General features: G+C 66.7%; 14 protein-coding genes. 4 read left to right on the plus strand and 10 right to left on the minus strand.

Annotation, left to right across the window (positions count from 1 at the left end):
• Nucleotides 1-25: 25 nt before the first annotated feature.
• On the minus strand, nt 26-1138 hold the full coding sequence (gene nadA, locus PX653_RS07465; RefSeq protein WP_277418538.1) for a quinolinate synthase NadA: 1113 nt from the start codon (nt 1136-1138) through the stop codon (nt 26-28).
• A gap of 53 nt (nt 1139-1191) precedes the next feature.
• Nucleotides 1192-2790, minus strand: coding sequence for an ABC-F family ATPase (locus tag PX653_RS07470; protein ID WP_277417267.1), 1599 nt, complete (start codon nt 2788-2790; stop codon nt 1192-1194).
• Nucleotides 2791-3006: 216 nt separating this feature from the next.
• Here PX653_RS07470 and PX653_RS07475 point away from each other — a divergent pair, with 216 nt between their 5' ends.
• Nucleotides 3007-3702 (plus strand): choice-of-anchor E domain-containing protein, encoded by a 696-nt coding sequence (locus PX653_RS07475; protein ID WP_277417268.1) that lies wholly within the window; start codon nt 3007-3009, stop codon nt 3700-3702.
• Between the two features lie 126 nt (nt 3703-3828).
• Here the strand turns inward: PX653_RS07475 and ldcA are convergent, their stop codons facing one another.
• From ldcA to queE, 4 genes are read right to left on the minus strand one after another with little or no spacing between them, the layout of a single operon-like run.
• The gene (gene ldcA, locus PX653_RS07480) at nt 3829-4740 is read right to left on the minus strand and encodes a muramoyltetrapeptide carboxypeptidase (RefSeq protein WP_277417269.1); all 912 of its coding nucleotides are present in this window, start codon (nt 4738-4740) and stop codon (nt 3829-3831) included.
• A gap of 55 nt (nt 4741-4795) precedes the next feature.
• Nucleotides 4796-5308, minus strand: coding sequence for a tRNA adenosine(34) deaminase TadA (gene tadA, locus PX653_RS07485; RefSeq protein WP_277417270.1), 513 nt, complete (start codon nt 5306-5308; stop codon nt 4796-4798).
• Nucleotides 5309-5329: 21 nt separating this feature from the next.
• Nucleotides 5330-5776, minus strand: a complete 447-nt coding sequence (gene queD, locus PX653_RS07490) for a 6-carboxytetrahydropterin synthase QueD (protein WP_277417271.1) — start codon at nt 5774-5776, stop codon at nt 5330-5332.
• Between the two features lie 5 nt (nt 5777-5781).
• Complete coding sequence (queE, locus tag PX653_RS07495; protein ID WP_277417272.1) at nt 5782-6417, minus strand: 7-carboxy-7-deazaguanine synthase; 636 nt, start codon at nt 6415-6417, stop codon at nt 5782-5784.
• Nucleotides 6418-6611: 194 nt separating this feature from the next.
• Between queE and PX653_RS07500 the strand changes: the two genes are divergently transcribed.
• Nucleotides 6612-7652 carry a sensor histidine kinase gene (locus PX653_RS07500; RefSeq protein ID WP_277417273.1) on the plus strand — a complete coding sequence of 347 codons (1041 nt, stop codon included), beginning with the start codon at nt 6612-6614 and terminating at the stop codon, nt 7650-7652.
• Nucleotides 7645-8655: a sensor domain-containing diguanylate cyclase gene (locus PX653_RS07505; protein WP_371876466.1), complete on the plus strand. Its 1011-nt coding sequence runs from the start codon at nt 7645-7647 to the stop codon at nt 8653-8655. The genes PX653_RS07500 and PX653_RS07505 overlap by 8 nt, the downstream gene beginning before the upstream one ends.
• A 24-nt stretch (nt 8656-8679) precedes the next feature.
• Here PX653_RS07505 and PX653_RS07510 read toward each other — a convergent pair whose 3' ends face one another.
• The 3 genes from PX653_RS07510 to PX653_RS07520 all read right to left on the minus strand — a co-directional run bounded on the left by PX653_RS07510 (nt 8680) and on the right by PX653_RS07520 (nt 11516).
• Entirely contained in the window at nt 8680-9333 is a 654-nt protein-coding gene (locus PX653_RS07510; protein ID WP_277417275.1) for a DUF4214 domain-containing protein, read from the minus strand.
• Nucleotides 9334-9344: 11 nt separating this feature from the next.
• Complete coding sequence (locus tag PX653_RS07515) at nt 9345-10391, minus strand: M10 family metallopeptidase C-terminal domain-containing protein (RefSeq protein WP_277417276.1); 1047 nt, start codon at nt 10389-10391, stop codon at nt 9345-9347.
• Nucleotides 10392-10511: 120 nt separating this feature from the next.
• Nucleotides 10512-11516, minus strand: a complete 1005-nt coding sequence (locus tag PX653_RS07520; RefSeq protein WP_277417277.1) for a zinc-dependent alcohol dehydrogenase family protein — start codon at nt 11514-11516, stop codon at nt 10512-10514.
• Between the two features lie 77 nt (nt 11517-11593).
• Between PX653_RS07520 and PX653_RS07525 the strand changes: the two genes are divergently transcribed.
• The gene (locus PX653_RS07525; RefSeq protein WP_277417278.1) at nt 11594-11902 is read left to right on the plus strand and encodes an ArsR/SmtB family transcription factor; all 309 of its coding nucleotides are present in this window, start codon (nt 11594-11596) and stop codon (nt 11900-11902) included.
• 363 nt (nt 11903-12265) lie between these two features.
• On the opposite strand, the gene PX653_RS07530 is transcribed toward PX653_RS07525, so the two are convergent.
• Nucleotides 12266-14464, minus strand: a complete 2199-nt coding sequence (locus PX653_RS07530) for a prolyl oligopeptidase family serine peptidase (protein WP_277417279.1) — start codon at nt 14462-14464, stop codon at nt 12266-12268.
• Between the last annotated feature and the right edge of the window lie 68 nt (nt 14465-14532).

The raw sequence follows: 14532 nt of genomic DNA on the forward strand, positions 1-14532 counted from the left end.
TATGGTGAGCGAATGCGCGGCAGCGTCAGGCCGGGCCGATGCCCGAGAACAGTTTGGCTTCCTGGGCGAGATCGGCGCCAGGAGCGACCTTGGCTTTCTTCGCGGCGGCGAAGTCGAGCATGCGGTTGATGGAGCGCTGCGCCTCGCGGCCCACCTGCGGGTCGACGTGGATCTCGTTGCTCATGTTCTCCAGCACGTCGGCCAGGTTGCGCAGGCCGTTCATCGCCATCCACGGGCAGTGCGCACAGCTCTTGCACGTCGCGCTGTTGCCGGCGGTCGGCGCCTCGATGAACGTCTTGTTCGGGGCCGCGTTGCGCATCTTGTGCAGGATGCCGTTGTCGGTGGCGACGATGAACGTGTCCGCGTCCAGCGACACCGCTGCCGCGATCAGCTGCGACGTCGAGCCGACGACATCGGCCTGCGCCACCACGTTGGCCGGCGATTCCGGGTGCACCAGCACTTTCGCATGCGGGTACTCGGCCTTCAGCAGGTCCAGCTCCACGCCCTTGAATTCGTCGTGCACCAGGCAGGAGCCCTGCCACAGCAGCATGTCGGCGCCCGTCTTCTTCTGGATGTACGAACCCAGGTGCTTGTCCGGCGCCCACAGGATCTTCTTGCCCTGCTCGTGCAGGTGCTGCACGATGTCCAGGCCGATCGACGACGTCACCATCCAGTCGGCGCGTGCCTTCACGGCCGCGCTGGTGTTGGCGTAGACGACCACGGTGCGATCCGGATGCTGGTCGCAGAACGCCGCGAATTCCTCCGGCGGGCAACCCAGGTCCAGCGAGCAGGTCGCGTCCAGGTCGGGCATCAGCACGGTCTTTTCCGGGCTGAGGATCTTGGACGTCTCGCCCATGAATTTCACCCCGGCGACAACGAGCGTCCTGGCCGGGTGATCGCGGCCGAAGCGCGCCATCTCCAGCGAATCGGAGACGCAGCCGCCCGTTTCCTCGGCCAGGTCCTGCAGGTCCGCGTCGACGTAGTAATGCGCCACCAGCACGGCCTCGCGCTCGCGCAGCAGCGTGCGGATGCGCTCCTTCAGCAGGATTTTCTCGTCCGCCGGCACGGGCGCGGGCGTGCGCGCCCAGGCATGGGCGACGCAGCTGCCGCCCTGCTGGTTGTCCTCCAGCAGGGGCATTTCATATTCGACGGTCTTGATGGGAATGGCTGTGGCGGTCACTAAGCTGCTCCTTAATCGATGCCCTGGCTGGTCAGATACTCTTCGTAGTTGCCGCGGAAGTCGACGACTTCGTTTTCCTTGATCTCGATGATGCGGTTCGCCAGCGACGAGACGAACTCGCGGTCGTGCGAAACGAAGATCAGGGTGCCAGCGTATTTATCAAGCGCGACGTTCAGCGACTCGATCGATTCCATGTCCATGTGGTTGGTCGGCTCGTCCAGCAGCAGTACGTTGTGACGGCCCAGCATCAGCTTGCCGTACATCATCCGGCCCTTCTCGCCGCCCGACAGCACGCGCACGGACTTCTTGACCTCGTCGCCGCCGAACAAGAGCCGGCCCAGGATGGACCGCACGGCCTGGTCGTCGTCGCCCTCTTTCGTCCACATGCCCATCCAGTCCGTCAGGGTGGCATCGGTGGCGAATTCCTCGGTCGGATCCTGCGGCATGTAGCCCACGTTGGCGTTCTCCGCCCACTTCACGAAGCCGGTGTCCGGCTGCAGTTTCGCCAGCTCGCCGGCGATGCAGCGCAGCATCGTCGTTTTACCCGCACCATTGGCGCCGATGATGGCGATGCGTTCGCCCGCCTCGACGAGGATCGAGAAGTTCTTGAACAGCGTCTTGTCGTAGGTCTTGGAGATGCTGTCCACCTCGACGGCCAGGCGGTGCAGCTTCTTCTCGCCTTCGAAGCGTACGAACGGGTACGCGCGCGAGGACGGCTTGATGTCTTCCACCTTGATCTTGTCGATCATCTTGGCGCGCGACGTGGCCTGGCGGGCCTTCGACTTGTTGGCCGAGAAGCGGCGCACGAAGTCCTGCAGCTCGGCGACCTTCTCCTTGGCCTTGGCGTTGTTGGCCAGCTGCTGGTTGCGCGCCTGCGTCGAGGCCAGCATGTAGTCGTCGTAGTTGCCCGGGTAGATCTTCAGCGTGCCGTAGTCCATGTCGGCCACGTGCGTGCACACCTGGTTCAGGAAGTGACGATCGTGGGAAATAATGATCATGGTGGAGTTGCGCTGATTGAGCACGTCTTCCAGCCAGCGGATCGTGTGGATGTCCAGGTTGTTGGTCGGTTCGTCCAGCAGCAGGATGTCCGGGTTCGAGAACAGTGCCTGCGCCAGCAGCACGCGCAGCTTCCAGCCCGGCGCCACGGCGCTCATCGGGCCGTGGTGCAGGTCGATCGCCACGCCGGCGCCCAGCAGCAGTTCGCCCGCGCGCGCTTCGGCGGTATAACCGTCGTACTCGGCGACCTTGCCTTCCAGTTCCGCGGCCTTCATGTAGTCGTCGTCGGTGGCTTCCGGATTGGCGTAGATCGCGTCGCGTTCCTGCATCGCCGCCCACATCTCCGTGTGGCCCATCATGACCACGTCCAGCACGCGCATCTCTTCGTACGCGAACTGGTCCTGGCGCAGCTTGCCCAGGCGTTCGTTTACGTCCAGCATGACGTTGCCGGCCGACGGTTCCAGGTCGCCACCGAGGATTTTCATGAACGTCGACTTGCCGCAGCCGTTGGCGCCGATCAGGCCGTAACGGTTGCCGTCGCCGAACTTGACGGAGATATTCTCGAACAGCGGCTTGGCGCCGAATTGCATGGTGATGTTAGCGGTGGATAGCACTGATGAGCCCTTAAGACGGAGGTTTCAAGTAACCGGCTATTTTACCATCGTTCCAGCTGGCCTGATAACGGGGCACCAGCAGCGACGCCCCGTGATTTCCGGCGCGCCAGGCGGCGAAAAGAACAGGTTGCCAAAATTTAATTACTGACATATCATGTCTTCTCGGAAACTAACCGACAATTGCTCATGTTTCGTAACTGACCCAATCTTACCTTTATGATGAAAAAAATTAGCGCCGCCCTGGTTCTGGCCACCCTGTTCAGCACCGCATCGGCCCACGCCGCCACGATCGAATTCGACGCAAGCAAAGGCATGACGACCACCAACTGGTCCGATACCCTGTCGTTTGGAAAATTCGATACCCGCCTCGGCACGCTGAACGCCATCAAGTTCGTGCTGGACGGCAGCGTCGCTGGCAGCGGTCGCGCCGAAAGTCTGGACGGCAGCGCGACCACCATCACGCTGAGCCTGGCCTCGACGCTGACCTTGACGCGTCCCGACGGCACCACCCTGGTCGTCACCAACCCAGTGTTCTCGGCAGCGCACGACGTCGCCAGCTTCGACGGCGCAATCGACTTCCGCGGTGCTTCCGGCTGGGATACCGGTGCCGTTGCGAACAGCGCGAGCAACAGCTTCACGTCGGCCAGCGCGGCAGACTTCACGCTGTTCTCGGCGGCAGGCGGCGGCACGATCGACCTGAACCTGCAAGCGGCGGGCAACTCCACCGGCACCGGCGCCGGCAACCTGATCACCCAGTTCGCTACGTCGGCCGGCGCCGGCGTGAAGGTCGTGTACGACTACACCGCCCTGGCACCCGTACCGGAACCGGAGACCTACGGCATGATGCTGCTGGGCCTGGGCGTGATCGGCGCGGCGGCACGCCGGCGCGCACGCAACCGCCAGGCCGTCTGATTGGATACACGGCAGCGTTGGCATGGACCTGCGCTGCCTCGCTAGCGGACCACGCGCCCCATGACCCCACGCCAGCCCATCCGGCTGGCGTTTTCCATGGCACGGGCGAGTGTCCCAGCGTGCCCGTCACGCTAGCGTCGGATACTCGCTGACAGTCAGGTCGAAACCGGTCTCGTCCGACACCAGCCGGGCCGTGCCGCCGAACGGCAAGGTGCAGCGGTGCCGCACGTGCCCGAACGGCAACCCCGTCAGCACGGGCATCGGCAAGGTGGCGCGCAGGTAGGCCACCATCGTGTCGAAGTCGTAGCCGTTGTCGGTGGGCGCCAGCCGGTAGCCGGAGAAGTCGCCCAGCACCAGCGCGCGCTGGCCGTCCAGCACGCCTGCATACAGCAGCTGCAGGATCATCCGCTCGACGCGGTACGGGTGCTCATTGATGTCTTCCAGGAAAACGATGCCGCCGTCGACGCGGGGCATGTACGGCGTGCCGGCCAGGTGCGCCAGCATGGCCAGGTTGCCGCCCCACAGCGTGCCGCTGACATCCACCTGCGGGTTGCCCGCCGCCTCACCGCGCACGGCATGCGTGGGCCCGCGCAGGCAGTCCCAGAACTGGCGCAGCGTGTAGTCGACCGGTTCGTCGCGAATGAAATCGTCGCACATCATCGGGCCGGCAAAGCTTTTTGCGCCAGTGGCCGCCAGCAGGGCGCAGTTGAAGGCCGTGAAGTCGCTGTAGCCGACAAAGAGCTTGCCGCTCTCGGCCATCAGGCGGAAATCGATCTTGGGCAGGATGCGCGACATGCCATACTGGCCGCGCAGCGCGACCACCACCCGCACGTCCGGATCGCGCGCCGCCGCTTCCAGCTGCGCCAGGCGGTCGTCGTCCGTGCCGGCGAAGCGCTGGTGCTTCCTGGCGCCGTCGTAGTAATTGTGGACGCAGCAGCCTTGCGCTTCGAGGCGGGCGATGCCGCGTGCCAGCAGCGCGTCGTCGACGGCGTAGCCGCCCGGCGCGGCAATGGCGATGCCGATATTCTGTGTGCTCAACCTGGCCCCACGAGTAGATGATGACGGGGCATCTTAACCGCGGCGGCGGCGGGTATCAAGACTGCGCCGGGGGCACGGCAACGATGCCACCGCCCCGCGCGGCACGGGCCGCCGCGCGGCGGGCGGCGAAGAAGGATTTCAGCAGGTCGCCACATTCAGCGGCCAGCACGCCCCCGACAGCCTGCGTGTGGTGGTTCAGCCGGGCCGATTCGTACAGGTTGACGACCGACCCGGCGGCGCCCGTCTTCGGGTCGCCGGCACCGTACACCACGCGCGCCAGGCGCGCATGCATCATCGCGCCGGAGCACATCACGCACGGCTCCAGCGTCACGTACAGCTCGCAGCCCGGCAGCCGGTAGTTGCCGAGCGCCTTGGCGGCGGCCCGCAACGCGACGATTTCCGCGTGCGCCGTCGGGTCGTGCCCCGCGATGGGCTGGTTGAAGCCGGTGGCGATGACGACGCCGTCCTTGACGACGACGGCGCCCACCGGCACCTCGCCCAAGTCCCACGCCTTCTGCGCCTCGGCCAGCGCGGCGCGCATGAACGCCTCTTCAAGCGTGGCCGCCATGACGTCTTCCGTCTTCAATGCTCAGCCTTCAATGATCTCGGCCCAGCAGTTCGGCGTTTCGTGCAGCACCAGCTTGTGCAGGTGCAGCCCGGTGCCGTAGCGGTCCTTGAACGCGGCCTTCAGGATGCCGAACGCGACGGCGGCGAGGTTCTCCACGGTCGGGATACGGTCGATCACCACCGTCTTGTGGTTCGGCAGCGAGGCCAGGAACTCCTTGACGGCGATGTCCTTCTCGTACACCAGGAAGGCATGGTCCCACACGTCGACCAGATGCTCCTTGGCGATCGACTTGACGTCGGAGAAGTCCATGATCATGCCGTTGTCGGAATTGCCTTCGGCCGTGATGACCTGGCCGGTCAGCGTGATCTCCAGCGTGTAGCGGTGACCGTGCAGGTTGCGGCACTGGCTCTTGTGGTCGGGAATGCGGTGGCCGGCGTCGAATTCCAGCTTGCGGGTGATGGTCAGCATGAAGATCAGGGAATGTTCAGGAGTTTGTGGGTCTGCAGGCTCAGCTTCCATTTCGGATTGGCCTTGCAGGTGTCGATCGCCAGCGTCGTGTTGAACGCGGCCAGCGGGCCGTCCATCGGCTGGACGAAGAAATTGTCGAAGTCAAGGTGCTCGTAGTCGGCCAGGTGCTGGTCCTTCTGCGGGATGACGACTTTCAGTTCGTTACCCCTGGCGACGACCAGCTTCGAGCCGACCTTCGGGCTGACGCAGATCCAGTCGACGCCAGGCGGCACGGCAATGGTGCCGTTGGTCTCGATGGCGATCGTGAAGCCGGCCGCGTGCATCGCGTCGATCAGGGGGCCGTCCAGCTGCAGCAGCGGCTCGCCGCCGGTGAAGACGACATACTTGCTGGCTGCATGCGACGCGGGCCACAGGCCGTCGATGACGGCCGCCAGTTCGCCGGGCGTGGCGAATTTACCACCCCGCTCACCGTCGGTGCCGACGAAATCGGTGTCGCAGAACTGACAGACGGCGCTGGCGCGGTCGCTTTCGCGCCCCGTCCACAGGTTGCAGCCGGCAAAACGGCAGAACACGGCAGGGCGGCCCGCATGGGCACCTTCCCCTTGCAGCGTGTAAAAAATCTCTTTGATACTGTAAGTCACTATGATTCCTGGAAGCGGCTCCCGGCCTTGGACGCGAATGGCGCACCGCGGCGTTCGGGGCAACCCTCAATTATAAGCCAAGCCGGGCCTGTGTGCGCCGCCGAGGCAATTTGACGCATGCCAAGGCTATCGTTCGATGGTTCGGTTAAGGTCGTCAGAATCTTGATTTACCAGGAGCAATAATGGATCTCGGCATGCACGCAGGGCCCTTACGGGGGCACGGGGGCGCCGCCTGGCACCGGTGCGCCTGCGGCGCCGTGTTCGTCGGCATCGTGGGGGCGCCCTGCGCCATGGCGGGCCAGCCCGCCAGCGCCGCACAGTCGCTGGCCGTCGCGACCGCCGCGCTGACGATTGCCTGCACGGCCATGGCCATGACCGCGCTGGCGTTGCTCGTGTGCTGGCTGCGCGCGCGCACGCTGGCCCGGCGCTGTGGCCGGCTCGCCCTCGAACTGGGGCGGGAACAGGCCCGCCGCGCGCAAGCCGAACGGGCCTGGCGCGACAGCCAGATGCACCTGCACCGGCTGGCGACCGCCCGCGCCGGGGCCCGCGAGGCGGAGCGGCGCCGCATCGGCCGCGACATCCACGACGACCTGGGCCAGCACCTGCTGGCGCTGCACCTGGACATCGGCAGCCTGCACAACCACCCGCGCCTGCCGGCCTGGCTGCGCGAGCGCACCGGGCTGGTCGAGCGCCATGTGCAGCAGACCATCCGCGCCCTGCGCAACGTCATCAACGACCTGCGCCCCGCCGCGCTGGAGCAGGGCCTGCGGCTGGCGCTGCGGCGCCAGGTGGACGAGTTCGCCCGCCTGTCCGGCCTGCGCTGCCATCTCGATGTCGCCGGGCTGGACGCGCTGGCACAGCGCAGCGCCGGCACGCCGTTCGCAACCGTCGAGACGGCCTTGTTCCGGTTGCTGCAGGAAGCCCTGTCGAACGTGCTGCGCCATGCGGCGGCCCGCACCGTCCACGTCACGCTGGGCCGCGAGCGCGACCGGCTGGTGCTGGCCGTGCGGGACGACGGCGTCGGCCTGGCGCCCGGTTGCGAGGCGCGCGGCGCCGGCCTGTCGGGCATGGCGGACCGCGCGGCCGCGGCCGGCGGCGAACTGACGCTGTCCAGCCGGCCCGGCCGGGGCACGACCGTGTCGATCGCACTGCCGCTGGACGGGGCGCCGCCGCCCGCACCGGCCCCGACTGCCCTTTCACCGTCATCCCCACAGGAACACCATGAACATGCATAACGTGCAGCCGCTGGCGCCCCCGGCACCGCAGCGCTGCGCTTTCGACGTGCTCGAATTGCTCGTCATTCCCGCCTTTGTCCTGGATGCGCACTGCCGCGTCATCATGTGGAACCACGCCTGCGAGCGCCTGACGGGCGTGCCCGCGCGGGAAGTGCTGGGTACGCGCGACGCTTGGCGCAGCTTCTACCTGCAGGCCCGGCCGACCCTGGCGGACCTGGTGCTGCAGCAGCGCACCGCCGAGGTGGCGGCGCTGTACGAGGCGTACCAGCGTGAACACGAGCATGGGCACGCGCGCGGCGAAGGCGCCCATCTGTCGGCCGAAAGCTGGTGCGACATGCCGCGCGCGGGGCGGCGGCGCTACCTGGCGGTGGACGTGAGCCCGATCCGCGACGAGCGCGGCGCCATCGTGGCTGTCGTCGAGACGCTGCGCGACATGACGACGGAAAAGCAGGCCCGGATCGCGCTCGAGCAACTGGCCACCCGCGACGGCCTGACGGGCCTCGCCAACCGCCGCTGCTTCGACGACACCCTGCACGCGGAATGGCAGCGCGCCCTGCGCCAGGGCCAGCCGCTGTCGCTGCTGATGGTGGACGTCGACAACTTCAAGCAGTACAACGACGCCTACGGCCACGTGGGCGGCGACACCTGCCTGCAACGCATTGCCGGCGCGGTGGCCGGCGAAATGCGCACCAACGACCTGGTGGCGCGCTATGGAGGAGAGGAATTCGCCGTGATCCTGCCGAACCAGGCGCTGAAGGGCGCGGCCATCGTGGCGGAGCGGATCCGCTGCCGTGTCGAGCGGCTGATGCTGCCGAACCTGGGCGTGGACCTGGGCCTCGGACAGCGGTTCGTGACGGTGAGCATCGGTGCCGCGACCGCCCTGCCCGCCACGGACACCGATCCGGCGCACCTGGTCGCGACGGCCGACGCGGCGCTGTACCGCGCCAAGCACATGGGGCGCAACCGGATCAGCCTGACGAACCCGGGGGAACCCGAGCGGTAGGCCGCGCGCTTCCGCCTGCCAGGGTCAGGCGAACGGGACGTACTGCACGCCGTTGGCGACGGTCCCGACGAGGGACGCGGTAAACTCGATCGACTCCGAAAAGTCCAGCAGCGCGCGTTCCCGGGGCAGCCCCTGCTCCAGGTTGTTCAGGTGCCACGCAAAGCCTTCCGCGTCGGGCGCCCGGCCCAGTACGTTCTGGTAAACCAGCGTCAGGAAGGTTGCGTTGTCCGTTTCGCCATAGCGCTGCAGGAATTCAGGGCTGGTGATAAACGAGCGGGCGATGCTGTCCAGCGGCGCATGGCCGTTGTCGAGCGCGCCCAACCAGAAACCCAGGCCTTCCTTGTCGGGCACACGCTGGAATGCCGCCTCGTACAGGCGGAACAACTGGCCCGCATGCCCGCTGCCGACGTCCAGCGCCACCGTCGCGTCCGAGAAACTGATGCGCTCGACGTTGACCAGCACGTCCGCGATGCCCCTGCCCGTGACTGTCGCGCTGCCATTGTCGATCTTGATGGAAAACTCCGCGGCGCGGCCGGCGAACGCCACCGTATCGAGGCCGGCCCCGGCGTCGATCGTTACGTTGCCGGCTGGCGCCACCAGCTTGTCGTTGCCCTCGCTGCCCATTACCGGCAGGGCCAGGTCGGCAATGCGGACGCTGCGATCGCTGAACTGGAGCATCTCCACGTTCGTCAGGGTGTCGGTACCGTCGCCCAGCACGGTGATGCCGCCCCGGCCGCCCGCAGCACCGCGTGCTGCGCGTAGGTGCCCTCGAAGACCACCGTGTCCGCACCGTCGCCGCCATCGACGGTGTCATTGCCGCCGCCCTCGTGGAACACGTCGGTGCCCTGACCGCCGCGCAGGACGTTGCCCAGGTCGTTCGCATAGATCGTCGCGCCGCCGGCGCCGGCGATGGCTGTCCGGACCGTCACCCCATACGCGATCGACACATTGTTCAGCCCAGGCGCTGTCTCGCTGAAGCTGCCCGCGTTCAGGTTGATGATCGTCGCGCCCGTACAGCCGGAGAAATCGAAGGTATTGTCGCCGCCCGCATCCCAGATGCACTGCGGCGCGACCGAGTTGGTGAACGTGTACACGTCCGTCCCGGCATGCCAGCTCATGTTGGCGCCGTACAGGTACTGGATCGCCTGGATGTCGTACAGCATCGGCGTGGTCGCATAATGGCGGTTGATCGCCCAGCTGGACGGCTCGTTGTACGACATCTGCGTGTAGTCGCCGTTATCGGTCGCTTCCGGCAGGAACGGACCGTCGATCGTCGAACCGGTCGAGTCGTAGTTGCCCGGATGCTTCAGCCCCAGCAGGTGGCCGATCTCGTGCAGCAGCACAGCGGGCCCGTAGGTGCCGGGGGTGAACACCGAGTTGTACGCATCCTGGTTGTTCGTGTACATCGCCAGGGTCGAGACACCCGCCTCGGGCAGGTAGGCGTATGCGCTGCTACTGTCGCCCTGGTCGTTGGTGCCGAACTGCAGGTTGCCCGTATTGCGCACCGTTTCCGTGAAGGTCAGGTTGGTCACGCTGGCCCATTTCGCCAGCGCGTCGCGCACGGCCGCCTGCTGCGTTGCCGACATCGCAACGAAGCCGTTGCGGTCCTCGGCGCTGGCGTTGACGGGGGCGCGCGTCAGGAAGCTGTAGGTCAGCTGGACGGGTGTGCCCAACTGGCCGTACCAGCTGCCGTAGACGAGGGAATCGAGGGAGTTGTTGCCGGTATTGGAGCTCATGATTATGGGGATGAAGTCGGATCAGGGCGATGGTAGCACGGCCGCGCTGGCCGTACCGCGATCGCCCGGAATTGGCCGCGGGAAAGACAAAAAATACGACGTCCCTGCGGCGCCAAGGCGTCAGTGCACGATCGCCAGCTTGCCGAAATGGCGCCCGCCCTCGGCCAGGCGGGCATACGCGGAGGCCGTGTCGGCCAGGTCGAAGCGCTCGTCGATGACGGGCACGATGCGATGCGCGGCGACGGCGCGCGCGGCGTCCGCAAGGTCGGCCACGGAGCCCGTGTTGTTGCCCACGATGCGCAGCGCCTTGATGATCGCCGGCAGCAGGTCGATCGATGCCGTGGTGCCGCCCAGGAAACCGACGGTAAACACCGTCCCGCCCATGGCCGCGGCGCCCAGCGAGCGCTGCAGCGTGGCGGCGCCCACGGTTTCCACGACAAGGTCGACACCGCGCCCGTCCGTCAGCGCCAGCACGGCTTCGTCCCACGCCGGCGTGGCACGGTAGTTGATCAGGTGATCGGCGCCCAGTGCACGGGCCCGTTCCAGCTTCGCATCCGAGGACGACGCGACGATCACGCTGGCGCCCGCCGCCTTGGCGAACTGCAGGGCGAACAGGCTGACGCCCCCGGTCCCCAGGACCAGTGCGACGCTGCCCGGCCGCAACGACGCCGCGCGCACCGCGTTCCAGGCGGTCGTTGCGGCGATCGGCAGCGCTGCGCCTTCGGCGAAATCCAGGTGCGGCGGCAGCGCGATCAGGCTGTGCTCGGGCACGACCACGTACTCCGCAAGGGAGCCCGGCAGCGTCATCCCGCGCAGCGCGGCCACGGCCCGGGGCGTGATCGGACCGCCCTGCCACGCCGGCATGAAATGCGGCACCACGCGCGCACCGACGCCGACCGACGTCACGCCCGCGCCGACGGCGGCCACTTCGCCGGCACCGTCGGCCACCGGGACCAGGGGAAACGACGGCACCGGAAAGGCGCCGGTCGCGACGGCGACATCGATGTAGTTCAGCGTGGCGGCGCGCAGGCGCACGCAGACTTCGCCCGGCCCGGGCACCGGATCGGGCAATGTCGTCGCGTGGAATGCTTGCAGGGATGGTGCGGACAGCGTGATGGCTTTCATGACGATCCTCTCATGTTCAATTGTTCGATGTATGTCGAACTACTGAACACTAACATGGAGTATGCGATACTGCAATCATGAGAATACGGAACCATCCCGCGGCCGACGACCTGTCGCTGCCGCAAGTGCTGCATGCGCTCAGCGATCCGGTCAGGCTGTCGCTGGTGCGCGACCTGGCCGGCAGCGGCGAACTGCCGTGCCACGCGCTCGAGCTGGCGGTCGCCAAGTCGACGGCGTCGCACCATTTCCGCGTGCTGCGCGAGGCGGGGATCATCCGCCAGCGCCCGGAAGGCACGCAGTACCTGAATTCGCTGCGCCGCGAGGACCTCGACCGGCGCTTCCCCGGCCTGCTGGACGCCGTGTTGCGGGCGGCATTGTCGATGTGACAGCCGAGGGCCGGGGGGCTGTCCCGGCATGGGACTTACCCTGAAGTCAAGCAGCGTTTCGCGGGATTACGCAGAATTTCCAGGGTCGGACCCTGTGCAGGGACCGCCCCTCGGCCGCTTGGGCGGATGGTGGCTGTCACCTTTTCCCAAGTCACCTTTTCCCAAGTCACCTTTTTCCACACCCTGCGGCAAGAGCTGGGGTCAGACCCGGCGGGTCTGACCCCGGATTCCGGTCTTGGGGTGCAGTACATGCCAGCAACCGGGCGACCGTCTGGAAAATGGTGACTGTCAGCGTTTTTCGGCTGGGACAGCAGAGACCGCAGGGACGGCAGCCCGCCCCCGCGGTTCACTGCAACGCCAGCGTTACTGCGCGCCGCCGGCTGCGGGAGCGGCCGGCGCCTGGGCGGTGGCGGCCGGCAGCGCCGGCGTCATGCCCAGGGTGCGCGCCAGGAAGCCCCACTTGTCGGCCACTTCCTCGATCTGCTTCGAGGTCGGCTTGCCGGCGCCGTGGCCGGCTTTCGTCTCGATGCGGATCAGGATCGGTGCCGGGCCCGCCTGGGCGGCCTGGGCCGTCGCGGCGAACTTGAAGCTGTGGGCCGGCACGACGCGGTCGTCATGGTCGGCCGTCGTCACCATCGTGGCCGGATAGCACGTGCCAGGCTTCAGGTTGTGCAGCGGCGAGTACTTGACGAGTGCCTTGAACTCTTCCGGATTGTCGGACGAGCCGTAATCCGACGTCCAGGCCCAGCCGATGGTGAACTTGTGGAAGCGCAGCATGTCCATGACGCCCACCGCCGGCAGCGCGGCCGCGTACAGGTCGGGACGTTGCGTCATCGCCGCGCCCACCAGCAGGCCACCGTTGCTGCCGCCGCCGATCGACAGTTTTTGCGGCGACGTCACCTTGTTGGCGATCAGCCATTCGGCCGCGCCGATGAAGTCGTCGAACACGTTCTGCTTCTGCAGCTTGGTGCCGGCCTTGTGCCACGCTTCGCCGTACTCGCCGCCGCCGCGCAGGTTGGCCATGACGTAGACGCCGCCCATTTCCACCCAGGCCAGGTTGGCCACCGAGAAAGCCGGCGTCAGCGACACGTTGAAGCCGCCGTAGCCGTACAGGTAGGTCGGGTTGCCGCCGTCCAGCTTCAGGCCCTTCTTCGCCACGATGAACATCGGCACCTTGGTACCGTCCTTGCTGGTGAAGAATTCCTGGCGCGTCTCGTAGGCGGCCGGGTCGAAGTCCACCTTCGGCTGGCGGTACACGCTGCTCTGGCCCGCTTTCATGTCGTAGCGGTAGATCGTCGTCGGCGTCGTGAAGCTGGTGTACGAATAGAACGTCTCCGTATCGCCGCGCTTGCCGTTGAAGCCGCCCGCGGAACCGATCCCCGGCAGCGCCACCTCGTGCAGCGCCTTGCCCTGCAGGTCGAATACCTTGACGACGCTGCGCGCGTCCGTCAGGTATTCCGCCACCAGCTGGTTGTTGACGATGTTCGCGCCCTTCAAGGTGGCACCGTTTTCCGCGACGATCTCGCGCCACTGGCCTGGTGCCGGCTTGCTCACGTCGATGGCGACGATGCGCGACTTCGGCGCGTCCTTGTCGGTCACGAAGTAGAACACGGAGCCGATGTTGTCGATGAAGCCGTAGGACGCGTCGAACGCTTCCAGCAGGCCGACGACCTTGCTGCCCTTCTTCGACAGGTCCTTGATGAACACCCGGTTTTTCGGGTCGGTACCCTGCGACGAGCTGATGACGAGCCAGCGGCCGTCGTCCGTCACTTCGGCCGAGAAGCCCCACTCCTTCTGGTCCGGGCGGTCGTACACCAGCACGTCCTTGTCCTGGCTGGTGCCCAGCTTGTGGAAGTACAGCTTCTGGAAGTAGTTCACGCCCGCCAGCTTGGTCGCCTCCGTCGGCTCGTCATAGCGGCTGTAGTAGAAGCCGGAACCGTCGTGCGCCCAGGCCGTGCTGGAGAACTTGACCCACTTGATGTGGTCCTGCGTGTCCTTGCCGCTGTCGATATGGCGCACCTTGATCTCGTTCCAGTCCGAGCCGGAGGCGGCCGTGCTGTAGGCCAGGTACTTGCCGTCCGGGCTGATGGCCAGGCCGGCCAGCGCCACGGTGCCGTCGGCCGCCAGCTTGTTCGGGTCCAGCAGCAGGCGCGGCTCGTCCTTCAGCGTCTTCATCGTGTACAGCACCGACTGGTTCTGCAGGCCGTCGTTGCGGCTGTAGAAGTAGCGGCCGCCTTCCTTGAACGGCACCGAAAAACGTTCGAAGTTCCACAGCTGCGTCAGGCGCGCGCGGATCGCCGCGCGTGCCGGGATCTGCGCCAGGTAGTCCTGCGTCAGCTTGTTTTGCCGGTCGACCCAGGCCTTGGTGTCCGCGCTGTTGGCGTCTTCCAGCCAACGGTACGGATCGGCGATCGTCGTGCCGTGGTAGTCGTCGCGCTGGTCGACCTTCTGCGTCGACGGATAGGCGAGCGGACTGGCGCCCGGGGCGCAAGGCAGTGCCAGGGCCTGGCCGCCGAAAGCGGCGAGCACAGAGAGTACGAGGGAAGCGCGTCGGAATGCCATGTTTTACGGTGTCCTTGATCTGGTGGTCTGTCGGTGCCGATCGTTGCGGCGCGTCGATCATAGCGTGA

Source organism: Pseudoduganella chitinolytica, from assembly GCF_029028125.1.
In the GTDB taxonomy this organism is placed as follows: domain Bacteria; phylum Pseudomonadota; class Gammaproteobacteria; order Burkholderiales; family Burkholderiaceae_D; genus Rugamonas; species Rugamonas chitinolytica.